At 73.1% G+C, this 23,952-nt stretch carries 19 protein-coding genes; 11 read left to right on the top strand and 8 right to left on the bottom strand.

Going from position 1 to position 23,952, the window contains the following annotated elements; genetic code table 11:
• Positions 1–164 precede the first annotated feature (164 nt).
• The gene (locus tag LCE31_RS11115) at positions 165–3,815 is read right to left on the bottom strand and encodes a S41 family peptidase (RefSeq protein WP_225014018.1); all 3,651 of its coding nucleotides are present in this window, start codon (positions 3,813–3,815) and stop codon (positions 165–167) included.
• 227 nt (positions 3,816–4,042) lie between these two features.
• The gene (locus LCE31_RS11110) at positions 4,043–4,450 is read right to left on the bottom strand and encodes an SsgA family sporulation/cell division regulator (protein ID WP_225014017.1); all 408 of its coding nucleotides are present in this window, start codon (positions 4,448–4,450) and stop codon (positions 4,043–4,045) included.
• 262 nt (positions 4,451–4,712) lie between these two features.
• On the opposite strand from LCE31_RS11110, the gene LCE31_RS11105 reads away from it, so the two are divergent.
• Complete coding sequence (locus LCE31_RS11105; RefSeq protein WP_225014016.1) at positions 4,713–5,870, top strand: serine hydrolase domain-containing protein; 1,158 nt, start codon at positions 4,713–4,715, stop codon at positions 5,868–5,870.
• Positions 5,871–6,042: 172 nt separating this feature from the next.
• A complete protein-coding gene (locus LCE31_RS11100) occupies positions 6,043–6,813 on the top strand; it encodes an SDR family NAD(P)-dependent oxidoreductase (protein WP_225014015.1) in 771 nt (256 codons plus the stop codon).
• 130 nt (positions 6,814–6,943) lie between these two features.
• On the opposite strand, the gene LCE31_RS11095 is transcribed toward LCE31_RS11100, so the two are convergent.
• Positions 6,944–7,576: a DinB family protein gene (locus tag LCE31_RS11095; RefSeq protein WP_225014014.1), complete on the bottom strand. Its 633-nt coding sequence runs from the start codon at positions 7,574–7,576 to the stop codon at positions 6,944–6,946.
• Between the two features lie 596 nt (positions 7,577–8,172).
• On the opposite strand from LCE31_RS11095, the gene LCE31_RS11090 reads away from it, so the two are divergent.
• The 7 genes from LCE31_RS11090 (at position 8,173) to LCE31_RS11060 (ending at position 15,487) form a co-directional block, all read left to right on the top strand.
• On the top strand, positions 8,173–9,012 hold the full coding sequence (locus LCE31_RS11090) for an ABC transporter ATP-binding protein (RefSeq protein WP_225014013.1): 840 nt from the start codon (positions 8,173–8,175) through the stop codon (positions 9,010–9,012).
• The gene (locus tag LCE31_RS11085) at positions 8,984–9,817 is read left to right on the top strand and encodes an ABC transporter permease (protein WP_225014012.1); all 834 of its coding nucleotides are present in this window, start codon (positions 8,984–8,986) and stop codon (positions 9,815–9,817) included. Before LCE31_RS11090 ends, LCE31_RS11085 begins: the two co-directional genes overlap by 29 nt.
• Before the next feature lie 206 nt (positions 9,818–10,023).
• A complete protein-coding gene (locus tag LCE31_RS11080) occupies positions 10,024–11,055 on the top strand; it encodes an ABC transporter substrate-binding protein (RefSeq protein WP_225014011.1) in 1,032 nt (343 codons plus the stop codon).
• 212 nt (positions 11,056–11,267) lie between these two features.
• On the top strand, positions 11,268–12,725 hold the full coding sequence (locus LCE31_RS11075; protein ID WP_225014010.1) for a UbiD family decarboxylase: 1,458 nt from the start codon (positions 11,268–11,270) through the stop codon (positions 12,723–12,725).
• Positions 12,722–13,462, top strand: coding sequence for a GntR family transcriptional regulator (locus LCE31_RS11070; RefSeq protein ID WP_225014009.1), 741 nt, complete (start codon positions 12,722–12,724; stop codon positions 13,460–13,462). Before LCE31_RS11075 ends, LCE31_RS11070 begins: the two co-directional genes overlap by 4 nt.
• Positions 13,463–13,562: 100 nt before the next feature.
• Positions 13,563–14,441 carry an alpha/beta fold hydrolase gene (locus LCE31_RS11065; RefSeq protein ID WP_225014008.1) on the top strand — a complete coding sequence of 293 codons (879 nt, stop codon included), beginning with the start codon at positions 13,563–13,565 and terminating at the stop codon, positions 14,439–14,441.
• Positions 14,438–15,487 carry an amidohydrolase family protein gene (locus LCE31_RS11060; RefSeq protein ID WP_225014007.1) on the top strand — a complete coding sequence of 350 codons (1,050 nt, stop codon included), beginning with the start codon at positions 14,438–14,440 and terminating at the stop codon, positions 15,485–15,487. Before LCE31_RS11065 ends, LCE31_RS11060 begins: the two co-directional genes overlap by 4 nt.
• A gap of 61 nt (positions 15,488–15,548) precedes the next feature.
• On the opposite strand, the gene LCE31_RS11055 is transcribed toward LCE31_RS11060, so the two are convergent.
• Both LCE31_RS11055 and LCE31_RS11050 read right to left on the bottom strand, forming a co-directional pair.
• Complete coding sequence (locus LCE31_RS11055) at positions 15,549–16,442, bottom strand: GntR family transcriptional regulator (protein ID WP_225014006.1); 894 nt, start codon at positions 16,440–16,442, stop codon at positions 15,549–15,551.
• A 136-nt stretch (positions 16,443–16,578) separates the two neighbouring features.
• Positions 16,579–17,187: a TetR/AcrR family transcriptional regulator gene (locus LCE31_RS11050; RefSeq protein ID WP_225014005.1), complete on the bottom strand. Its 609-nt coding sequence runs from the start codon at positions 17,185–17,187 to the stop codon at positions 16,579–16,581.
• A 103-nt stretch (positions 17,188–17,290) separates the two neighbouring features.
• Here LCE31_RS11050 and LCE31_RS11045 point away from each other — a divergent pair, with 103 nt between their 5' ends.
• Positions 17,291–18,094, top strand: a complete 804-nt coding sequence (locus LCE31_RS11045) for an SDR family NAD(P)-dependent oxidoreductase (RefSeq protein ID WP_225014004.1) — start codon at positions 17,291–17,293, stop codon at positions 18,092–18,094.
• Positions 18,095–18,125: 31 nt separating this feature from the next.
• Here the strand turns inward: LCE31_RS11045 and LCE31_RS11040 are convergent, their stop codons facing one another.
• Positions 18,126–19,532, bottom strand: coding sequence for a CoA transferase (locus LCE31_RS11040; protein WP_225014003.1), 1,407 nt, complete (start codon positions 19,530–19,532; stop codon positions 18,126–18,128).
• Between the two features lie 384 nt (positions 19,533–19,916).
• Positions 19,917–21,464 (bottom strand): MFS transporter, encoded by a 1,548-nt coding sequence (locus tag LCE31_RS11035; RefSeq protein WP_225014002.1) that lies wholly within the window; start codon positions 21,462–21,464, stop codon positions 19,917–19,919.
• Between the two features lie 53 nt (positions 21,465–21,517).
• Here LCE31_RS11035 and LCE31_RS11030 point away from each other — a divergent pair, with 53 nt between their 5' ends.
• A complete protein-coding gene (locus tag LCE31_RS11030) occupies positions 21,518–22,162 on the top strand; it encodes a TetR/AcrR family transcriptional regulator C-terminal domain-containing protein (protein WP_225014001.1) in 645 nt (214 codons plus the stop codon).
• Between the two features lie 16 nt (positions 22,163–22,178).
• Here LCE31_RS11030 and LCE31_RS11025 read toward each other — a convergent pair whose 3' ends face one another.
• Positions 22,179–23,864 (bottom strand): penicillin-binding transpeptidase domain-containing protein, encoded by a 1,686-nt coding sequence (locus tag LCE31_RS11025; RefSeq protein ID WP_225014000.1) that lies wholly within the window; start codon positions 23,862–23,864, stop codon positions 22,179–22,181.
• Positions 23,865–23,952: the final 88 nt, after the last annotated feature.

Here is a 23,952-nt window from a genome sequence, read left to right as displayed (position 1 = left end):
CCCCCCCCCCAACCCCCGCCCAAACCGAAACGGGGGGCCCCCCCGGGGGGCGCCCCCCCCCCGCCCCCCCCCGGCCGGGGCCCCGCCCCCCCCCGGGCGCGGGGGCCCCCCCCCCCCCCCCCCCGCTTACGCGTACACGTGGCCGGGAGGGTCCGGCGTGGCGGCTACGAGGACGTGCGGGGCGGCAGCCGCGGACGGGGGCGGTCCGGCACCGCCTGGTAGCCGGGCGGCTCCGCCGCCGGACGCGCGGCCAACAGGTCGAGGGCCACCCAGACCGCGTCGTCCAGCTGCGCGTGCCGGCCCTCCGCCCAGTCCAGCGGCGTACGGAGCGCCTCTATGTCCGGCTCGACGCCGTGGTTCTCCACGGACCAGCCGTACGCGTCGAACCAGGCCGCGTTCATCGGGACCGTGATCACCGTGCCGTCGACGAGCTGGTGCTGCCCGGTGATGCCGACCACCCCGCCCCAGGTGCGCTGCCCGACCACGGGGCCGAGGCCGAGCAGCCGGAACGCCGCCGTGATCATGTCGCCGTCGGACGACGTCGCCTCGTCGGCGATCGCGACGACCGGGCCGCGCGGCGCGTTCGACGCGTACGAGACCGGCTCGGCGTCCCGGGTCAGGTCCCAGCCGATGATGCGGCGGCTCAGCTTCTCCACCACCAGCTCGCTGATGTTGCCGCCCGCGTTGCCCCGTACGTCCACGATCAGCGCGGGCCGGGACATCTCCATCCGCAGGTCGCGGTTGAACTGCGCCCATCCGGAGCCCTGCATGTCGGGGATGTGGAGATAGCCGCAGCGGCCGTCGCTCAGGGACCTGACCACCTCGCGGCGCTTGGTGACCCAGTCCTGGTAGCGCAGCGGGCGCTCGTCGATGAGCGGGACGACGGCGACGCGCCGCGCGCGGGGGCGCGGGCGCGGGCCGGCGGTGGGCGTTCCACAGTCCCCGGGCGCCGCTTCGGATGCCGGTGTGGCTGTGGCTTCGGGTGTGGCTTGCGGTGCGGATGCGGATGCGGCCGTGGCTTCGGGTGCGGCTTGCGGTGCGGATGCGGATGCGGCCGTGGCTTCGGGTGCGTCTGCGGGTGCCGCTTCGGCTGTGGCTTCGGCGGGGCGGAACGTCAGCTCCACCGTCGTACCGCCCGCGGCGGTCAGCAGCGGCCCCGGACCCGCGAGCGGGTCCACCGGGCGGCCGTCGACGTGCGTGAGGACGGCGCCCTCGCGGATGCCCGTACCGGCGAGCGGTGAACGGGCCCTGGAGTCGGACGAGTCGCCCGGCAGGATGCGCTTCACCAGCCAGTCGCCGTCCCGGCAGACCAGGTTCGCGCCGAGGAGGCCCATCGCGCGCTGGTAGTGCGGCGGGCCCTCGTCGCGCCGTGCGGGGGCCACGTACGCGTGCGACGTGCCCAGTTCGCCGAGGACTTCGCGCAGCAGGTCCGCGAACTCGTCGGGCGAGGCGACCCGTTCGACCAGCGGACGGTACTGGTCGAGCACCGCGTCCCAGTCGACGCCGCTCATCCCCGGGTCCCAGAAGTACGCGCGGATGATGCGGCCCGCCTCGTCGAACCCCTGCCGCCACTCCGCCTCAGGGTCGACCTCGTGCAGGATGCGGCGCAGATCGAGGTAGACCGGTCTGTCGCCGTCCCCGGAGTCGGTGGCGGACACGACCCGCAGCTCGCCGTCGTCCACGACGACCAGCCGGGTGCCGTCCCCGCTCGGCGCGAACCAGTCGAGGTGGTCGACCAGTTCGCTCTTGCGGGCCTTTGCGAGGTCGAAGTGTTCGAGCGTGGGGCGGCCCGAGGTGTCGGCGGGGTTCGCGAACGTCTCGCCGAGCGCGCCGGAGATCGGCCAGCGCAGCCAGACCAGGCCGCCGCCGCTGACGGGAAAGAGGGACGAGTACTTGGAGGCGGCAACGGGGAACGGCGTCACGCGGCTCGCCAGCCCCTCCACCTCGACGGTGACCGCGCCGCTCTCCCCCTCCTCGTCGTCGCGCGGGTCGAGCCCGCCCGCGGCGGGCCTGCCCTCGGGGGAGAGCGCGAACGGCGAGGGCGTCGCGGACGACAGCGGCACCAGGTAGGGGCGGCAGCCGAGCGGGAACGAGAGGTCGCCGGTGTGCACGTCGTACACCGGGTCGAAGCCGCGCCAGGAGAGGAAGGCGAGATAGCGGCCGTCGCTGGTGAAGACGGGGTTCTCGTCCTCGAAGCGGCCGTCGGTGACGTCCACGACGGTGACGGCGGCGGTGGGTGCTGCGGCGGGGGCTGCACTGGGGGCTGTGGCGGGGGTGCCCGGCCCTCCCGGGCCGCTGATGCGGGCCATCCTGATCTGGCGCAGGGAGCGGCCGATGCCCGGATGGGACCAGGTGATCCAGTTCCCGTCGGGGGAGAAGGCCAGGTCGGTGACGGGGCCGTTGACGGAGCGGACGATCTCCGTGAGCGGGTCGGGGCGCGCGGCCGCCGAGGCCGGGGGCGTACCGGAGTCCGTCTCCGCGTCCGGGCTCGTGTCCGCGTCTGTGTCCGTGTCCGGGCTTGCGTCCGTGTCCGCGTCCGCGTCCGGGCCTGTGCCCGTGTCGCTGACGTCCAGGAGGAGCAGCCTGCCGTCGTGGGTCGCTATCGCGACGCGTCCGCCTTCCGGGTCCGGCTCCATCTCGTGCACGCGCCCGATCCGGCCCGCCGCCAGCCTGCGCGGCCCGCGGTCGCCGCTCGCGCGCGGCAGGTACGCGATCTCGACGGCGTCGTCCCCCTCCGCGTCGGTGACGTACGCGACCTGGCCGCTGCCGCCGAGCATCGCGGGCAGCCGCACCCGTACGCCGGGGGTGTCGGCGATGGCGCGGGCCGGGCCGTCGCGGTGCGTCAGCCAGTAGAGGCTGCCCCGCACGGACACGGCGCTCGCCCGGCCCGTCGTGTCCACGGAGATCGGGCCGAGGTGGGCGGCGGCCGGGATCTGGTACGTACGGCGGCCGGCGCGCGGCCCGCCGAGGCGTACGTCCAGCCTGCGCGGCACGGAGTCCGGCGTCAGCCCGTCGACCAGCCAGATCTCCCCCGCGCACTGGTAGACGACCCGGTGGCCGTCCGAGGAGGCGTGCCGCGCGTAGAAGGTGTCGTGGTCGGTGTGGCGGAGCAGGCCGGTGCCGTCGGGGCGGCAGGAGTAGAGGTTGCCGACGCCCTCGTGGTCGGAGAGGAAGGCGACGCGGTCGCCGACGATCATCGGGCACGCGAGGTGGCCGCCGAGGTCGGCGAGCAGCCGTTCGCCGTGCAGCCAGAGGCGGCCGGTGGCGCCGCCCCGGTAGCGCTTCCACGCGGCGGGCTCGTGCGGCGGGGTCCCGGTCAGCAGCAGCGTCCGGCGTTCGCCTCCGACGTCCCCGACGGCGAGGTCGGAGACCGGGCCCCAGGGCAGCTTGCCGCCCTGCGCCCCGTCGGTGGGAAGGCTGTACGCCCAGGAGTAGTACGAGAACGGCTGGCCGTGCGACGACACGGCCAGGATCTGCGGGCTGCTGCCGGGCTCGCCCGGGTCGGGCGCGCTCCAGCCGCACACGCGGGTGTCGGTGGAGCCCCAGTACGTGAGGCGGCGGGACGGGCCGCCCTCCACGGGAGCGAGATGGATCTCCGGATCGAGGCTGCGCCAGTTCGTGTAGGCGATGTGCCGGCCGTCGGGCGAGAACCGGGGAGGCCCCACCCGCAACCGGTCGACGGTCACCCGCCAGGCCCGGCCGGGCCGCTCACCGGCCGGGGCGAGGGGAGCGACCCAGATGTCGTCCTCTGCGGCGAAGCAGATCAAGTCCTCGTGCAGATGCGGGAAGCGGAGATACGCGACGTCGTCACTCACCTTCCCATGCTTTCCGCGCCGCGGTCCGCGGGCAACTCAATCCCGGGAAGATCGGGAACTTCGGGGAACTTCCGGCGACTTCCAGGGGTGGGCTTTGAGACAGCCTGTCCGAGATCACCTGCCGGAGATCACCTGCCCGAGGCCCCCTGCCCAAGATCATCTGCCCGGACCGGAGCCTTCCGGGGCGCGCCTTCCGGGACCGGCCTTCCGGTGCGATTCCGGACGGCTCAGACGATGAGGCTGCCGATGTGCTGCTCGACGTCGAGGTGGTCGGCCTCCTTGCCGGCCGGTACGACGGAGTACGTGCTCCTGAGGAAGCGGCGCAGCGACGCGTTGTCGAACTGGACGAGCGCGACCCCCTCGGGCGCCCGGAACTCGAAGACGGTCTGTGCGCGTCCGCACGGCCACACGTGCACGTCGCCGTCGCCCGCGGGCTCCGTCAGCCCCGACTCCGCGAGGTCGCGGGCGAAGGCCCAGACGACCTCGCTGTCGTCGAGTGACACCTCGGCGGGGAAGACCATCCGCAGGGCGAGGGGGTCGGAGCCGTCGTAGCGCAGCATGACGGAGACGATGCGGGGGTGGGGGGCGTCGTTGACCAGGCGCGCTTTGACGGACTGCTCGACCACGGGTGGCATGGGCGACTCCTCAGAACGGATGCCGGGCCCTGTACCCCGGCAAGAGAAAATCACCCCTTAATAGTACAAATATGTGAAAATCTCGCATCGTGGAGGCCGGGGCGGAGCCGGAGCGGGGCGGAACGATCCGGTGGGCGTGAGGGTGGGAAGCGGACCCTGGTCCTGACGCCCTCGGAGACGTTGCACCATAGAGGGGCGGCGCCACTTCGGTGCCGTGCGGCATGCGGTACGTCGAGCGGACTGACGAGCGGGGGTGCGGGGCGTGGACGTCCAGGGCACGGTGGCGGCCGGTTTCGAGCCGGTCAGGGACGCCTTCGTCCGGAATTTCGAACGGCTCGGCGAACGCGGCGCGGCGGTCGCCGTCTACCGCGAGGGCCGCAAGGTCGTGGATCTGTGGGCGGGAGCCCGCGACGCGACCGGCCGGGAGCCGTGGGCCCTCGACACCGCCCAGGTCGTACGGTCCGCGACGAAGGGTGTCGCGGCGGCCGTGCCGCTGCTGCTGCACCAGCGCGGCCAGATCGACCTGGACGCCCCGGTCGGCACGTACTGGCCGGAGTTCAAGGCCGCGGGCAAGGAGCGCGTCCTCGTACGGCACCTGCTCTCGCACCGCGCGGGCGTCCCCGCGCTCGACGTTCCACTGACTCCGGCCGAGGCCCTGGACGGCGAGTCGGGGCCCCGGGCGCTGGCGGCGCAACGGCCCGCCTGGGAGCCGGGTACGGACCACGGCTACCACGCGCACACGTACGGCTGGCTGATCGGCGAACTCGTGCGGCGGGCCACGGGGCGCTCGATCGGCCGGGTCGTGGCGGAGGAGATCGCCCGTCCGCTCGGCCTGGACTTCTGGATCGGCCTCCCTGAGGAGGAGGCGCGCAGGGTCGGCCGGATCGCCGAGATCGCGGAACCCCCTGCCGCCGGGGGTGAACTGCGGCTGCGGCCCAAGCGGTCCGTGTCCGAGGCGTACGAGGACCCCGGCTCGCTGACCCGGCGGGCCTTCGGCGTGATCCGTCCCGCGGTGGACGAGAACGCGCCGGAGTTCCACACGGCCGAGATGCCCGCCTCCGGCGGCATCTCCACGGCGCGGGCCCTGGCGCGCGTCTACGCCGGGATGATCGGTCCGGTGGACGGGCACCGGCTGTTCGCCCCCGCGACGCTCACGCTCGCGCGGACGGAGGAGTCGGCGGGGCCGGACCGGGTGCTGGTCGTGGCGACCAGGTTCGGGCTCGGCTACATGCTGCACGGCCCGGCGGCGCCGATGCTGGCGAAGGGGTCGTTCGGACATCCGGGGCGCGGCGGGTCGCTGGGGTTCGCGGACCCGGAGTCGGGGATCGCGTTCGGCTACGTGACGAACGGGATGCGCAAGGGCGTTACGGCGGACCCGCGGGCGCAGGCGCTGGTACGGGCGGTGCGGTCGGCGCTGTGACGCCGCTGCCGGCGGGGGTGGAGCGGGCGGTGGGGCCCGGCGCGGAGCGACCACGCGCGCGGCTGGAGTTGGGGCCCGGGCCGGGCGACCACGGACGACCTGCCCGGACCGCCCCGACCGCCTCGCCGCGGACGCTCTGGTGCGGGTGCGCCTGCGATGGTCTGATCGACCGATGAAGCGATTCGACGGATACGGCGTACTGATCACGGGAGCGGGACGCGGCATCGGGGCCGCGACCGCACGACGGCTGGCGGACGAGGGCGCGCGGGTCCTCGTCACGGACGTGGACGAGGAGCGCGCGGTCGCGACGGCCGGGCGCATTCAGGGCGCCGAGGCGTTCCGTTGCGATGTCGGCGACCGGGCCGAGGTCGAGGCGGCGGTCGCGTACGCGGTGGAACGGTTCGGCCGGCTCGACGTGCTGGTCAACAACGCGTTCTCGTGCGGCGCCGACGAGCCGCTGTTCGAGGACGAGCCCGACGGCAAATGGGCTCGTGACCTCGACCTCACGCTCACCGGCGCGTTCCGGTGCGCACGGGCGGCGCTGCCGCACCTGGTCGCCTCAGGACGCGGCGCGATCGTCTCCATAGGCTCCGTCAACGGCGAGCAGGACTTCGGCAACCACGCCTACAGCGCGGCGAAGGCGGGACTCGCGAGCCTCACGAGGACCCTGTCGGGGCACGCGGGGCCGCGGGGCGTACGGGTCAACCTGGTCGAGCCCGGCACGGTGCACACCGAGGGGTGGGCGGGACGCGAGGACGCCCTCGAACGCGCCGCGAAGCTCTACCCGCTGGGGCGGGTGGGGCTGCCTGAGGACATCGCGGCGGCGGTGGCCTTCCTCGCGTCGCGGGACGCGGCGTGGATCACGGGGATCGCGCTCCCGGTCGACGGCGGCATCCTCACGGCGCAGAAGGGCTTTCGAAAGGCCGTGAAGGGCCTGGACTGAGCGTCGCCGGGCCGGCCTCCCGGTCAGGGGGCTGAGCGCGGGGCCGGCGCGGGCCTGTCGGGGAGCGTCTGGACCTGTCAGAGCGCTGAGCGCGCGGGGCGTCCTCGCGGGCCGGGCCCTGCGCCTGGCCTCAGGGCGCGGTCTGGCCCGCGCTCCGGCCGTCGCCCCGATCCGCGCTCCGCTCCGCTTCGCGGGCCGCGCGTTCCAGCCGGCTCCGATGGTTCTCCCACCACGCCGGATCGCCCGGCGCCATGCCGCGGTTCCCCTGGTTCATCCCGACGGCACCGTCCGTCAGTTCCCTGAGGATGTCGGCGTGCCCGGCATGCCGGTGCGTATCGGCGATCACGCGCGTCACGGCATGATGCAGCGTCACCTCGTTCCCGCCGCTGGGCCACCACGGCACCGTGCCGACCGTGTCCAGCGCCAGCGCGTCGATCGTGGCGTCCGCGTGGGCCCAGGCCCGGCGGTACAGCCCCACGATGTACGCGCGCGACTCGTCTGCCGTGGCCCACATGTCGGCGTTGGACTCGGCGCCGTCTTCGAGCCAGGGCAGTGGCTCGCCGGACGGCCGCCCGAAGGTGTCGCCGAGATAGCCGAGCTCCACGCCGGCCGCGTGCTTCACCAGCCCCAGAAGGTTGGTGCCGGTCGGCATCAGCGGGCGGCGGGCCTCGTACTCCGAGAGCCCCTCCAGCTTCCACACCAAGGCGTCGCGTGCGGATTGCAGATAGAAGCGGAGATCGGTCTTGGGGTCCGGTGCGTTCATGGGGCCAGTCTGCCGTTCACGCGATCTCCGGCCACGGCCTTTTTCCGGCACGCGCGACGCGGAGTCCGTGAAGGCCGAAGGGCAGCCCTCGATCCTCAAGTGTCGACACTTAGAGACAGGTTCGCCGATCACGCCGGCCGGCGATGGCGCTCCCGGGTGGCCGGTCAGGGTGCGGCGTGAGCCTGCTGCGCCACGCCTCCGACTCCCGCTGTGCGCGACGGGGGAGGCGTGCGGGCGCGGAATCAGGTGCGAAGTCCGCTCGATATATATCGTTTTGCGGAGTTATGAGGCAAGGAGAGTCGGTGTGATCGAGGAGGATCGCGTCGATGCCTACCGTCGAGCACCCTGGAGGCCGGGCGTCAACGGCGCGCACGCGGATCAACTTGAACGGGTGTTCGCAACACTCTGGACATCGATCAGGGGCGCTGCTTCAATTCGAGTGTCGACACTTTGCGACGAGCTGCGACGGAGCGGCATCGGCGGACCTCGCTGTGCGGGGGTGCGCCGTCCTCGCCCGGTCGTCCGCCCGCCCGCTCAACCCCGCCCGGGACGGCGGGTGTCGACCGCGTGATGGGCTCTCCCCGCAGGAGGTATCCGTGGACCATCCACCCCAGAAACTGGTCGTCGACGATGTGAGACTCGGTCACTGGTCGTCGCGTACCGAGGCGTTCTCGCTCGCCTGCGACAGGCTGTCGTTCGAGATCGCGGAGAACGAGTTCGTGGCCATCGTGGGTCCGAGCGGCTGCGGCAAGACCACGTTCCTGACCGCGCTCGCGGGTCTGGTCCCGGTGACGTCCGGACGCCTGGAGCTCAACGGCACGCAGATACAGGGGCCTTCGCCGGATCGCTCGCTCGTCTTCCAGCAGGCGTCGCTGTTCCCGTGGCGCACGGTGACGACCAACATCGAGTTCGGCCTGAAGGCGCAGCAGCGGCTCGACGAGCAGGGCAGGGCCAGGGTCTCCGAGCTGGTGGACCTCGTGGGGCTCGCCGGGAAAGAGCACGCGTATCCGCGCGAGCTGTCCGGCGGGATGAGCCAGCGGGTGAATCTGGCGCGCGCGCTCGCCACCGATCCCGACCTCCTTCTGCTGGACGAGCCGTTCTCCGCGCTCGACGCGCAGACCAGGGAGGTCATGCAGGAGGAGCTGACGCGCATCTGGCAGGCCGACGGCGCGGGCAAGGGCAAGACGGCCGTGTTCGTCACGCACGACGTGCCGGAGGCGGTGTTCCTCGCGGACCGAGTGGTCGTGTTCTCCAGCGGGCCGGCGCATCTCGTCGAGGTCGTGGACGTCGACCTGCCCCGCCCGCGGGACGCGGCCGTGAAGCGCGCGCCCGAGTTCCAGGAGATCAGCGACTACATTCTCCGGCTCGTCATGAGCCAGACCCAACCAGGCCGGAAGGCGAGTGACCATGGCAGCAACGCACCTGTCCTCGGATAGGGTCCGGCCCCCGGCCCGCGTGGCGGGGACGGCGCGGCGGCGGACCTCCGGCCGCCATCTCAACCTGGTGCTCGGCGTGGTGGGCCTGATCGTGGTGCTCGCGGCCTGGCAGGTCTGCGCCTCCACCGGGCTGGTCGACCCCAATTTCAGCAGCTCCCCCGCCGGGGCCTTCGTCGCGCTGGTCGACTCGATCGGATCGGGCTCGATCTGGTCACCGCTCGGCTCGACGCTGTCCATCGTCGCGCTGGGCATGGCGATCTCGGTCGTCGTCGGGATACCGGTGGGCCTGCTCATCGGCCGCAACAAGTACCTGTACGGGCTGACCGATCCGCTGATCAGCATCATGTACTCGGTCCCGTACGTGGTCTTCCTTCCGATGCTCATCTTCTGGTTCGGCATAGGGATGGAGTCGCGGCTGGTCATCGTGGTGTGGAGCGCGATGTTCCCGCTGCTGATCAACGTCATCGCCGGCACGCGCAATCTCGACCCGGCGTACGGGCAGGTGTCCCGCGTCTACTGCGCGTCCCGGCTGTACACACTGCGGGCGGTCGAGTTCCCCGCGACCCTCCCGTACATCCTCGCCGGTGTGCGGCAGGCGGTGGGCCGCGCGCTGATCGGCGCGATCGTCGCCGAGCTGTTCATGGGGTCCTCGGGCCTCGGCTACCAGGTGCAGTTGCAGACCTCGAACTTCGAGATGGACGACGCGATGGCGTCGATCGCGGTGATCGCGGTGGTCGCCATCGTGCTCACCCGGGGCGTCGGCTACCTGGAGCGCCGGTTCACCTTCTGGTCCGCGGCGGACTGAGGCACCGGGCTGCGGTCCCGCGACGGGCGGCGTCCCCGCGTCCCCACCTGGGCGCCTGCAACTGCATGCGTCCCCGCCCGGGCGCCCGCAACGGCCCGCGTCCCCGCCCGGGCTCCCGCGCCCGACCGGTTCGGGGCGACGGAGACCGGGTTCCGTGAACGACTGAGTACTGAGGTTCTGCTGACCGACTGGGCAAGGAGGCCCGTATGTCACCGTCTCTGCGGCGCTCGCGCACCGCCGGAAGGTTCTGCGTACCGCTGATCGCGGTTCTCGCGCTGACCGCGTCGGGCTGCGCGGTGTCCGGCAGCGCGTCCGTCCAGCCGGCCAGCATGAAGATGACGATCGGCTACACCGCGATCGGCGCGGCCTACTCGGACCTGTACATCTGCGAGGACAAGGGGATCTTCAAGAAGAACGGGCTCGACGTCAAGATCACACTGCTCAACAGCTCCTCCCAGCTGGTGGCCGCGCTGGTCAGCAACAGTGTGCAGATCGGTGTCGGTGCCACCACGGCGACGGCCGCAGGTGCGATGAATCTGAAGGGCGTCGACCTCCGGTACATCGCCCTGCCGATCAACCGCTACTACATGGAGATGTGGGGAAAGAAGTCCCTCAGGCCGGGCGACGGCCTCAAGGGGCACAAGATCGGCTTGAGTTCGCCGGGTTCGCTGGGCGACGCGGCGATCGACGCGCTCGTCAAGAAGAACGGCTGGTCCCAGAAGGACATCCAGAAGATCTACCTCAAGTCCACCCCCGCCGAGGTCTCCGCCCTGGAGAACGGCGCGGTCGACGCGATCGTGACCCAGCCGCCCACGGGCACCAAGACGCGGGAGAAGGGGTTCAAGAAGATCATGGACTTCACGGACCTGCCGACGGCGGCCAACGCGTACACGGTGAAGACCGACTATCTCTCCGCCAATGGCAAGGCCGTCGCCGCCTTCACCAAGTCGGAGGCGGAGTGCCTGGCCCTGCTGCACAACGACAGGGACGCGGCGGTGGCGAGCATCATGAAACACAGCGGCGTCGACAACAAGGCACTGGCCGAGTACTCGTACGACTTCTTCGACCGGCTGTGGGCCAAGAACCCGAGGGTCGACCCCCGTCTCGTCCACGACGCGTTCGCCGCGACCGTCGCGAAGGGCGTGGGCACGATGCCGAAGAACACCGACGAGTTCGTCGACAACTCCTACGTCGACAAGCTGAACGCTTCAGGATTCATAGGCTCCCTCTACCGGTGAGCAACGCACGACGACCAGCCGTCAGTGACGGCGACGGGCGACCGGCGGCCGACTACCGGCGACCAACGACCGGCGGCCGGCAGACCCGGGGCGAGCCCCCGAATCCCGGCTTCCAGCTTCCGGCTCCCGGGGGCCGACAGACCGTGACGAACGAACCACCGGCAAGCAGCTCCCGTGACGAACCACCGGTGACGAGACGAAGGGTAAGTGGCATGGAGTCACTTGACGACATCGACGACCTGCGGAGCTGGCTCGCGCTGGCCGAGAAGCTCGGCGAGGTCACAACGATCACCGGAGCCCACTGGGACAAGGAGATCGGCGCCGCGTCGGAGGCGAACTACAAGCGGCCCTCGCCGCCCGCGCTCCTCTTCGACGACATCGTCGGCCACCGCACCGGGCAGCGCGTGCTCACCGCGTCCATGAGCAACGCGCGCCGCCTCGGGATGACACTCAGGCTCGGCACGGACCTGGACGACCGGGCCCTCGTGGAAGCGCTGCGCAGCAAGCCGGGCGAGTGGGCGGCGAGCGCCCACCGCTATCCCGTACGGGAGGTGGCGACGGGGCCCGTGAAGGAGAATGTGAAGGCGGCGGGCGAGGCGAACCTGCTGGACTTCCCGGTCCCGCAGTGGCACGAGGCGGACGGCGGGCGCTACATCGGCACCGGGTGCGCCGTGTTCACCACCGACCCGGAGACCGGGGTGCTCAACGCGGGCGCCTACCGCATGCAGGTGCAGAACGACGGCAGGGCCGCCAGCGTCAACATCGAGGCGGGCAAGCACGGCGCCGCGCACGTACGGGAGTGGTTCGCCCGCGAGGGGAGGGCGCCCGTCACGGCGTCCTTCGGGCACGACCCCCTGCTGCTGGTCGTGGCCGGTACGGAGGTCCCCGCAGGGGTCTCCGAGCTGGAGTACGCGGGCGCGGTCCTCGGCAGGCCCGTCGACGTGATCAAGGGCGAGGTCACCGGGCTGCCGATCCCGGCGACTGCGGAGATCGCCGTGGAGGGCTGGCTGTATCCCGAGCGCCGTGAGCAGGAGGGCCCGTTCGGCGAGTGGACGGGCTACTACAGCGGCGGCGCCGAGCCCGTGCTGACGCTGGACATCGAGCGGCTCTACCACCGCGACGACCCCGTCCAGCTGGGGGCGCCCCCCGGCAAGCCGCCGCACGACTACTCGTACATGCGCAGTGTGATGAAGTCCGCCATGATCACGGACGCGCTGATTCAGGCGGGGCTGCCGGGCGTCGAGGGAGTGTGGGCGCACGAGGCGGGTGGCGGGCGCCAGTTGCTCGCGGTCGCGGTCCACCAGCGGTACGCGGGCCACGCGCGGCAGGCCGGCTACCTGGCGGCCCAGCTGCCGGCCGCCGCATACATGAACAAGTTCGTGGTCGTCGTGGACGCGGACGTCAACCCGCGCAGCCTGAGCGACGTGGTGTGGGCGATGTGCACCCGTACGGACCCGGCGGAGGACATCGAGACGATGCGCAAGACGTGGGGCAGCCGCGTCGACCCGCTGCGCGAGCAGGGCGTGCCGCCGTTCAACACCCGCGCCGTCATCGACGCGTGCCGGCCCTGGACCCGGCTCGACTCTTTCCCCCGGGTCGCGGAGGCCAGCGAGGCCCTGCTCGACCGGGTCCTGAGGCGCTGGCCGGATGCCCTGGGCGGCCCCCGGTGAGTACGGTGCCGGCCCGCCCGGCGTACCCGGCGATGGGGGACACCCCCAGACGGCACGAGCTGACCCGGATGCTCAACCGGGGAACAGCGGGGGCCGGTATCGCCGACGAGATAGCGGTCGCCGTCGCGGCGGAGATCATCGAGGGGCGGCTCTCGCCCGGCGACGACCTCAACTCCGTCGAGCTGGCACGGACGTTCAACAGCAGCAGGACACCGGTCAGGGAAGCCCTGCTGGTCCTGGAGCGGGAGGGGTTCGTGCAGATCACCGCGCGGCGCCGGCCGCGGGTTGCGCGGCTGCTGATCAGCGAGGTGCGCGAGCTGTACAACCTGCGCGCCGAGCTGTACGCGGTGGTCAGCCACTCCGTCTGCCGGGTCGCCACGGCGGAGGACCTGGAGACGCTGCGCGGCCACCAGCTCGCCCTGGAGGCGGCCGCCGCGGAGGACGACGTGGACCGGTACTTCTGGGTCAACGTCCAGTACCGCAACACGGAGGCGGCGCTCGCGCGGGACGCCACCCTGCGCCGCATCCTGGACACACTCGGGCTGCGCGCCCTGCAACTGCGCCACCTCAGCCTGTCGCAGCCCGGCCGGCTCGGCCCCTCGGCCGAGGACCACGCGCGTCTGCTGCGGGCCTACGAGGACCGGGACGCCGACCTGGCGTCGGCGCTCACCCAGTCCCTGGTCCGGGGCGGCCTCGCCGCCATAGAGCGCTCGGGCTGGACGGGGGAGGAGCCCTGACCGTGACCGTACACACCCCCGTCCCACGCGCGCGTACCACGCACACCGGCGGCCACACCGGGGCCGCCCGCCACACCACGCACCGCCCAGGAGGAGACCGATGAGAGCAGCGGACACCGCAGTCGAGGGCGAGGCGCGCACGCGCGACGGCGTCACCCTGTCCTACACGCACACCCCCGCCCCCGACGGCGCACCGCGCATCGCCTTCGTGCACAGCCTCGCCCTCGACCGTTCCCTGTGGTCGCGGGTGACGGAGCGACTCGCCGGGCGGGTCGAGACGGTCGCCTACGACTGCCGGGGCCACGGCCGTTCCGGTCGGCCCGAAGGCCCTTACAGCACGGGGCAGTTCGCGGACGACCTCAGTGACCTGCTGGACCACCTGGGCTGGCGGGACGCCGTCGTCGCGGGGTGCTCCATGGGCGGCTGCGTGGCGCAGGACTTCGCCGCGCGCCACGGGGAGCGTACGCGCGGGGCGCTGTTCGTCGACACGACGGCCTGGTACGGGCCCACGGCGGTCGCCGACTGGGCGGAGCGGGCCGCGAAGGCCCGGAGCGACGGGCTCGCCGCTCTGGTCCCGTTCCAGCTCACGCGCTGGTTCGGGGACGCGTTCCGCACCGAGCGCCCCGCCCTGATGGAGCGGCTGGCGCGGACCTTCACCGCCAACGACCTCCACGCGTACGAAGCCACGTGCGCCATGCTCGGCGCCGCCGACCTGCGCGACTCGGCGGCCCGTATCCGCCGCCCGGTCGCGGTGCTCGTCGGCGAGGACGACACGGCGACCCCGCCGGCCATGGCCCGCGACCTCGCGGGCCGCGCCGGGGGCGGCGAGGCCGTGGTCGTGCCCGGCACCCGGCACCTGACGCCGCTGGAGAACCCCGAGGTGGTGCTCGCCGCACTCGGGAGGCTCACCGGGCACACGCTGACGGGCGACGCGGGCGACGCGGGGGACGCGTTCACCGGGCGCGGAGGTGCGTCATGACGGTGGTCGACGTCCACGCGCACCATGTCGGCGCCCACGCGGTGGAACGCATCCGCGAAGAGGGGGCGGCGCACGGGGTCGCTCTGGTCACGCGTGACACCGGCCCCGGCGCGCCGGTGACCCGCGTCGAGGTCGGCGGCCGGCCCAGCGGGCTGCCGCTGATCCCGCCGCTGAGCGACGTGCCCGCCCGGCTGGCGTGGATGGCGGCGGCGGGCGTCGACATACAGCTGGTCGCGCCCTGGATGGACCTCGCGGGATACGAGCTGCCGCCGGCGGACGGCCTGTGGCTGGCGCGCGTGCAGAACGACTCGGCCGCCGCGCTGCGCGCCGCGCGTCCCGACCGGTTCCGGGTCGCGGCGGCGGTGCCGCTCCAGGCGCCGGACCTCGCCGCGGCCGAACTGCGGCGCGCGGTCACCGAACTGGGCCACGAGGCCGTGCAGATCGGGGCCCGCGTGGGTGAACTCGGCCTGGACGACGCCTCGCTCGCCCCGTTCTGGCGGGCGGCCGAGGACCTGGACGTGCCGGTGATCGTGCACCCGGCGGAGCTGGACGTGCCCGAGCGGATGCGGCGGCTGTTCCTGCACATCCTCGTCGGCAACCCGTCGGAGACCACGTTCGCGGCGGCGGCGCTGCTGCTGGGCGGGGTACTGGAGGACCACCCCCGGCTGCGTGTGCTCCTCGTGCACGGCGGCGGCTTCGTCCCGTACCAGATGGGGCGACTGGACCGGGGCTTCACCGCGGCCCCGCCCGCCGCCCGCGCGAAGGGCTCGCTGAGCCCACGGCAGCTGGCCGGCCGGCTGTACTTCGACACGGTCCTGCACGACGGCGACGCCCTGCGCCACCTCCTGGACTTCGCCGCGCCCGGCCGGGTGGTACTCGGCAGCGACTACCCGTTCCCGATGCGCATGGACCGTCCGGTGGAGGCGCTCGACACCCTGAAACAGGACGACGAGGACCGGGCCCGCCTGCTGGGGGCCTCGGACCTCTTCGGCGCCCGGCGGGACGCGTCCCGAGAGCGGCCAGGACCGTCCGGTGGGCGGGGGTGAGGGCGTCGGTGTGAGTGTGTCGGTGTGAGGCGTTGGGCCAGGCCGGGGCGGGCGCGGTCGTTCAGGACGAGAAGCCGTTCCAGCCCGAGCCCTCCAGGGCCGCGAGGCCCCGGCGGACGATGGAGCGGGTGAGCGCGGCGGCCAGGTCAGCCTCCCGGTCGAGGTAGGCCTTCAGCAGCCGCCGGTGGTCGGCGACGGAGGTCTCGACGCGGCCCGGCAGCGACAGGCTCAGGTGGCGCAGCTGGAGGGTCCTGATGCCGACCGAGTCGAGGACGCCGCGCACGGTCTCGTTCGCGGCGAGCCGCGCCTCCGTGTTGCGGAAGCCGACGATCAGCCAGAAGTAGCGCTCCAGGTCGCCGTCCGCCGCGGCGTCCTCCAAGTCGGCCTGGGCCGAACGCAGTTCATCCAGTGCGTCGTCCCCGCAGTGCCGCACGATGCGCCTGCTGACCAGGCCGTAGAGCTCGGCCCGCAGCTCGTAGATCTCCCTGACCTCCGCGATTCCCAGTGTCCTCACGCGCGGTCGCTTGCGGGCCGCGATCTCCACCAGGCCCTCGCGCTCCAGCACCGCGAGCGCCTCCCTGACCGGGGTGCGGCTGCTGTGGAAGCGGCGTGCGAGCTCCACGGAGTTGAGGTCGTCACCCGGCCGCAGCCTGCCCTCGATGATGGAGGCGCCGAGGGAGACGACGATCCCCGAGCCGACGCTGCCCAGGTCCTCCGCCCGGCCCAGGACGCGCAGGATCTCGCGTTCGCCCGCGGTCAGCCCCGGCCGGTCGAGCACCCCCCGCGTCCGCACGACCTCCAGGTGCTCCGCGTCCAGGCGCTCCGGATGCTCCACCTCCGGATGCTCCGGGTGCTCCGCCTCTGGGTTCTCCGCCTCCGGGCGCCGCGTCCCCGCGCGGTTCCCGCCGTCCGTACGGGCCGCGCCGCTCGCGTCGCCCGTACCCTCGCCCCTCACACCGCCACCGCCGTTCACCGTCCGTCCACACCGTCGCTCACCCACACAACCACACCCGGACGACCGCGGGGTCCCGGAGCCACGCCCCGCCTCCGCTCCACTCCCCGCCGAGGCTGGAGCGCCGCGCTGTCCGGGGTCAGGCGGGCGGCCAGTTCCGCAGGGCCGCGTCCGCGACCCGCTGGAGGTCGTCGCGGGAGACGGCGCCGGCGGCCTGCACGGCGATGCCGTTCGCCACGGTCATGAGGTAGCGCGCGAGCAGCTCCGGGTCCGCGTCCGGGGGCAGGTCGCCCTCGTCGACGGCCCGCTGGAACCGGTCGCGGAGATCGGAAACACCCTCGTCGCGCCAGTCTGCGAGGGCGTCGCGGGCACCGCGCCCCGCTGCGCCCGCGGCGAGGGAGCCCTGGACGCCGAGGCATCCGCCGGGGCAGTCGGGGCGGGTGGTGGCGCGGACGGAGCCGTTGAGGAAAGCTATGGCCACCTGCCGGGCGGTCGGTTCCCGCAGCGCCCGCGCCCCGTAGGCGGCGGGCCCCTCGGTGTAGCGCTCCAGGGCCTTGCGGAACAGCTCCTCCTTGTTGCCGAAGGCCGCGTACATGCTGGTGCGGGTGATGCCCATGGCGCTGGTCAGGTCGGTGAGGCTGGCGCCCTCGTAGCCCTGTTCCCAGAAGACGCGCATGGCGGCTTCGAGGGCCTCGTCGGCGTCGAAGCCCCTCGGCCGGCCGACCGCTGCCTTCCGGTACGTCTCCATGACCTCACCCTACCTCTTCTGTATCGATCGGTACGGAAGTGCTACAGTCCTGTGCGTCGTCATTCGGTACCGATCGGTACCGAAATAATGGGAGGTCATTCGCATGGCACAGCTGGGGCAGCAGGGACAGTCGGGGCAGCTCGCACAGCCGGGGCAGTCGGGGCAACTTGAGGGCAAGACCGCCGTCGTGACCGGGGGCGGTACGGGTATCGGCCTGGCCACCGCCGTACGGCTGGCGGCCGAGGGCGCGCACGTGTTCATCACCGGCCGGCGCACGGCCCAACTGGACGCGGCGGTCGGGATCATCGGCCCCGGGAGGGCCACCGCGGTGGCGGGCGACGTCTCGGTCCCCGCCGACCTGGACCGGCTCTACGACGCGGTCCGGGCCCGGGGCCGGGGCCTGGACGTCCTGTTCGCCAACGCGGCGAGCGCCACGTTCGCGACGCTGGAGCAGACCACGGAGGAGCACTTCGACCAGACCTTCGGCGTCAACGTGCGGGGCACCCTGTTCACCGTGCAGAAGGCGCTCCCGCTGCTCAACGACGGCGCTTCGGTCATCCTGAACGCCTCCACCGCCGCCGGGAACGGCAAGGAAGCGTTCGGCGCGTACGCGGCGTCCAAGGCCGCCGTCCGCTCGTATGCGCGGACCTGGGCCAACGAGCTCAAGGGCCGCGGCATACGGGTCAACGCGGTCTCGCCGGGCCCGATCGACACCCCCGGGATCACCGGCCTCGTCGGCGAGGAGAACGCCGACCGCGCCAGGGAGAACCTCGCGGCGGGCATCGCGATCGGCCGGATGGGGCGCCCGGAGGAAGTCGCGGGCGTCGTGGCGTTCCTCGCCTCGGAGCAGAGCAGCTTCGTCCTCGGCGCCAACTGGTACGTCGACGGCGGCGAGAACCAGATCTGACCCGGCTGCCGTGCGGGGGAGTGCCGCGCGATCACAGCCAGTTCGCGGTGTCCGAGCCCCAGGGCGTGGCCGGGTGGCGCCAGTCTGCGGGCGCGCCGTCGTAGTGCAGCGGGGGCAGCGCGTGGCGTGAGACGAGTGCGGGGGAGGGGGTCTCTGTGACGTACTGGTCGGGTGCGTAGGGCGGTCCTGGCAGCGGATCGGGCGCGATCCGGTGCATGAGCCACTGGGCGGTGCCCGCGAGGGAGAGGCGCAGGCGCGCACCGGCGCCGGTCGCCCGGCGGACGGTCAGGGACCTGAGGACGGCGGCGGCGAGCAGGTAGCCGGTGCCGTGGTCGAGGGCCTGGGCGGGCAGGGCGACCGGGGTGCCGTCCTCCGCGGCCTCCACCGCCGCGATGTCGGCGGCGGCGTGGACGAGGCTGTCGAAACCCCTGCGCTCGCTCCAGGCGCCCGCGCCCGACCGACCCCAGGCACTCAACTGCGCGACGATCAGGCCGGGATGGCGTTCGCGTACGTACTCCGCGGACAGCCCGAGCCGGTCGAAGGCGCCCGGGCGGTACCCGGTGACGAGCACGTCGGCCGAGGCGAGCATCTCGTCGAAGACGGCGCGGTCGGCGGCGGCGGTGAGGTCGAGCAGCGTGGACCGCTTGCCCATGCCGGTGTCGGCGTGCGCCTCGGGGGTCTCCGGCAGGCGCGGGGAGTCGACGCGCAGTACGTCGGCGCCGAGAAGGGCGAGCGTGCGGGTGGCGACAGGGCCCGCGATGACCCGGGTCAGATCCAGGACGCGGACGCCCTGCGCGGGCAGCGCGACCGGGTCCGGCGGCGTGGCGCCCCCGGCGGCCGCGGCACCGCGCTCGATCTCCACGAGCGGCAGGGGAGCGGACACCGGTGCGGGGGCGACCCGCACGGCGAGCCCGCCGCCCGCGTACACCGCCTCCTGGGTCTCCTCGGCGGGCCGCCCGGCGAGCACGTTCGCGACGCGCGCCACGAGCTTGTCGTCGTCGCCGATGTCCTCCACGCCGAGCGCGCGCAGCAGCCGGGCGCGGTGGTGGGGGTAGTTCGCGTGGGTGCGCACCCACCCGTCGGCGGCGGGCCAGAAGCGGGACAGCGGCGCGAACGGGGCCGGATGCCTGCCGTGGACCCGCAGATGCCGCTCGCTGACGAACGCCGTGGCGACGGCGCCCTCCTTGACCGTCACCGCGGGCGGCTCCGGGTCGCCGCGCCGGGCCGCGAGCAGCTCCGCCGCCGCGAGGGAGGCGACGCCGACGGTGGCGCGGGCCAGCTCCCGTACCGGCAGCCGGGACGGCAGGACGCCGTCCGCGCCTTCGTAAGAGATCAGTTTCAGCAGCTCGGGCGGCCCTTCGAGGGCCCGCCAGGCATCGGCGGTCGCGGCATCGGCGGCGCCGGAAGTGGTCGCGGCGGGATCAGGCGTCACGTTCATGGGGTCATTGTCGACGCCCGCACCCCCGGCGCCCGTGACCGCGCTGCCGGGACACGCGGCCCGGCGCCGCACGGCCGAAGGCCACCACACGAACCGCGTCGCGGGCCTCGCGGCGCCGTCGTTGCGGTCATCCGCGCGACGCCCGGCCGGTGGACCGCAGGACCGGCGGACGCGTCCCGGTCCCGCTACGGTCCCGACGCGCCCGAAGCTCTGCCCGACAATCCGGTGAGGCGCACGGCATGCGTACGAGTGGCAGTGCGGCGCACGTCACCCCGCTGATCGGCCCGCGTCCCACCCCGTCCTCCCGTCGGCTCGTCCGACTCGCGGCCGACGGCGACGGCCACCCCCGTGGGGTCCGCCGCTCTGTCCGGACCGGCTGACGCGCTATTCGGGGACGGCGCCGTCGGCCGCCGCTCTTACCGGGGCGGTGCCGCGCCGGCTGCGGCGGGAGCCGACGAGCAACGCCGCGACCAGCGCGATCGCGCAGACGCCCGCGGCGACGAGCGACGCGGTGTGCATCGCACCGAGGAAGGCCGGCCCCGCGGCATCGGCGGCGGCCGGGTCGCCGGTGGCGAGCGCCGAGCTGAGCGACCGCGAGGCGGGACCGCGGACGGCGGTCGGGGCGTCGGCGAGCCGGCTGCTCACCGAGGCCGAGTAGCGCGACCACAGGACGGATCCCAGCACGGCCACCCCGAGGGCGCTGCCGAGCTGGCGCAGGGTGTTGAGCAGCGCGGACCCCGCGCCGGCGCGCTCGGCGGGCACCGCCGACGATGCCAGCGTGGTGCCGGGCGCGAGCACCAGCGCGAAGCCGAGCTGCGACGCGAAGGCGTCCAGCACGAACCAGGCGATGGCGGTGTGGGCGCCGAGCCCGAGCACCCCGGCGAAGGCGGCCGTCATCACGGCGAGCCCGGCGGCGATCGCGGTCCGCGCCGAGAGCCGTTCCGAGATCGTGCGGGAGAGCGGGGCGCCGATCACCAGGCCCGCGGAGAGCGGGATGAGCAGCAGACCGGTCGCCACCGGCGAGTAGCCCCGCTCGACTTGGAGATAGAAGGTCGTGAAGTACAGGTAGCCGTACACCACGAAGGAGCCGAGCGTCAGGGCGACGGCAGCCACCGTGAAGGAGGTGTGCCGGAACAGGCCGACGTCCGCCAGCGGTTCCCGGTGCCGGGCCTCCAGCAGGACCAGGCCGCCCAGCACCAGGACCCCGGCCAGGGCGGGCAGCCAGGTGCCGGTGGCGCCCCAGCCGCCGTCGTCGGCGTGGACGACGCCGAGCACCAGCAGGCAGATGCCCGCAAGCGAGCCGGCGACCGGGATCACGCGGAGTCCGCCCGCGTCGCCGCCGCGGGTCGAGGGGACCCAGGCGAGCGTCGCCGCCAGCCCGAGGAGCGCGATCACGGCGACCAGCTCCAGCACGGAGCCCCACCACAGGCCCGCGCTGAGCAGCGCGCCGCCGAGCAGCGGGCCGAGGGATATCGAGACGCCGGAGGCCGCTGCCCACACGGAGATGGCCCGTGCCCGCCTGCCGGGCGGGAAGATCCGCAGGATCACCGCCAGCGTGGTGGGCATGATCGTCGCCGCGGCGACACCCATCAGGGCGCGGAGGACTACGACCGGGACGACCGAGTCGAACGCCCCGGCGAGCGCCGTGGTGGCCGCGAAGGCGGCGATGCCTCCGACCAGCAGCCGCTTGAGCCCGAACCGGTCGCCGGCGTTCCCCGCGACCAGCAGGAAGCCGGCGAAGGTGAGGGTGTAGGCGTTGAGAATCCACTGCTGGGCGGTGTTGCCGGCGCCGAGGGCCGTCGCCATCCGGGGGAGCGCCACATTGAGGATGGTGCTGCCGAGGAGCACCGCTGAGACCGCGAGCGAGAGCGCCAGCAGCGCGCGGCCCGGCCGCATGTCCGTGGTGGTATGCGGGGTTCTGTCCTGACTCATGGAGGCCTCTCTATCACTGACCAAGTGGGCACTGCTGCTGGTATACTCGATCAGTGACCAAGAAGCAAAGTGCGGCCCGGGCGCCCGCGGGCATCACGCTCGAGCGCGTGGTGGCCGCCGCGTTCGACGTCCTCGACAGGGGCGGGATCGCCAAGCTCTCGACGCGGGCGATCGCCGCGGAACTCGGCGTCAGCATGAACACGGTGATGTGGCACATCCGCACCAAGGACCGGCTGCTGGAGCTGATGGCGGAGGCCATCGCAGGCGAGGTGAGCCTGGAAGGCCTGCGCGGTGAGTGGCACGAGCAGGCGGCGGAGCTGCTGCGGCGGCTGCGCCGGGCGATGCTCGGGCACCGGGACGGCGGCCGGATCGTCGCGGGCACCTCGCCGGCGGAGCCCCACACGCTGGCCTTCGCCGACCGCCTGGTGACGGTGCTGGGCCGCGGCTGTCCCACGCCCCGGGCGGCGGCGTGGACGTTGTGGAGCCTGTTCTACTTCGTGCTGGGCCTCGTCCAGGAGGAGCAGGCCGCGCACACCGAGTGGCACGACCGGCTGCGCGTGACGGTGGCGGAGCGGCGGTTGCCGGCGCTCGGCGCGGTCCTGGCGGAGTTCACCTCGGACGACTTCGACGGGCGCTTCGAGTTCGGGATCGGCCAGATCCTGCGGTCGGCACCCGAGGCGCAGGCGCCGACCAGCTGACCGGCCGACGGCTGGATCACTGGTCGGCCGCGAGCACCGATGCCACCAACGGGCCCGCGGCGTCCGCGCCGTGGCCGCCCGCGTCCACGACCGCCGTCGCCGCGCAGTCGTTCCGGAACGCGGTGAACCAGCTGTTGGAGACCGCCTGGCCGTCGACCTCGGCGGAGCCCGTCTTCGCGCCCTTGTCGCCGCCGAGGCCCGCCATGGCCTGCGCCGCGGTGCCGCTGACGGCGGTCGTCCGCATCATCCCGACGATCGCCTGCGCGACGGACGGCGACAACTGCCGCTGCGCCGAGGCGATTTGGCGATGGTCGAAGGACGGCGGCACGAGCACGGGCTGGTGGAACACACCGGCCCGCACGGTGGCGGTGATGGACGCCATGTTCAGCGCGTTCATCTGGACGGTGCCCTGGCCGATGTACTCGGCGGCGGCCTCGCCGCCGGTCTCGGCGGGCACCTTGCCGTCGAACGTCACGACGCCCGTCGTCCAGTTGTTGTTGCCTATGTCGAACACCTCGCCCGCCTCCTTGCTGAGGCCCGCGTCGTCCTTGGTGTCGTCGATCAGCTTGATGAAGGCGGTGTTGCAGGACTGCGCGAACGCGTCCCGCATCGTGGAGCCCTGCTTGAGGGAGAAGTTGTCCTCGTTGTGGAAGGTGCGCCCGTAGTACGTCGCCGTCGGCGGGCACTCCATCGGCCGGTCCGGCGCCGCGACGCCCTTCTCCATCAGCAGCGCCGACGTCACGAGCTTCATGGTCGAACCGGGCGCCTGGGCGCCCTGGAGCGCCGCGTCGAAGCCGTCCTCGCGGTTGTTGGCGACTGCGAGTATGTCCCCGGTGCTCGGCCGGATCGCGACGACCGACGCGTTGGTGTACTTCTTCACCGCGCTCTCGGCCTCCGCCTGGACGCGCGCGTCGATGGTGGTGGGCACCCTGCCGGCGCGGCCCTTGGACAGGGTCAGCAGGATCTTCGGAGTGGCGCCCTGCCCCGCGTCGGCGCTGTCGTCGCGCTCCTGGACGCGCAGTGTGACGTCGGGGCTGCCGCCCGCCTGCTTTCCGTACCGGGCGCGCAGGGCGTCGAGGACCGGCCCGAGCGAGGGGTACCGCGCGGCGTCCAGTGTGCCGCCGTCGCGGTCGAGTGCTTCGACGGGCGGGGCGGCGGCCTTGTCCGTGACGAGTGTCGTGGTGGCCGTCAGGTCCGGGTGCACGACGGTCGGCGACCAGCCGACCTCCGCACGCCCCGTCGTCCGCCCGCGCACCACGGTGAGCTTCGAACTGTACGTCCACGGCTTGGACTTGCCGTCGTACGAGACTGTCGCCCGCACCGTGAACGGCACGGTCGAGCCGTTCGGTGTGCCGGGCGTGATGGCGGCCTTCGTGACATGCGCGGCGGTGTGGAAGTCCTCGATGTACGACGCGGCGTCGGCGGGTGCGTCGGTCAGCCGCGCGGCCTGCTGTGCGTCCTTGCCCGAGGCCCACGCCGCGAGGAACTGCCTGGCGGTGGAGCTGATCTCGGCCGCGCTGAGCGGCCCGGTCCGTACCGTGGAGATGCTCCGCGGTGCCGCCTTTCCCACCAGTCCCGGGTCGGAGTTGTGCGCCTCCCCGCCGGTCAGGCCGTTGTACAGGTTAAGACCTCCCCAGGCGACGCCCCCCGCGACGACGGCGAACACGCCACCGACCACACCCATCTTCGCCCCACTGCGCATGGCGCAGCCTCACTCCCCCCGGGTCCCCCCGGATCTTGAACAAGTTCAAAACCCTGTGGGGGGTCACTTTACGGGGCCGGGGGTGCGC

This window comes from Streptomyces sp. 8L, assembly GCF_020176795.1.
Taxonomy (GTDB): Bacteria; Actinomycetota; Actinomycetes; order Streptomycetales; family Streptomycetaceae; genus Streptomyces.
The sequence above is the reverse complement of the archived record's forward strand: the minus strand, read 5'-3'. Positions and strand labels throughout refer to the sequence as shown.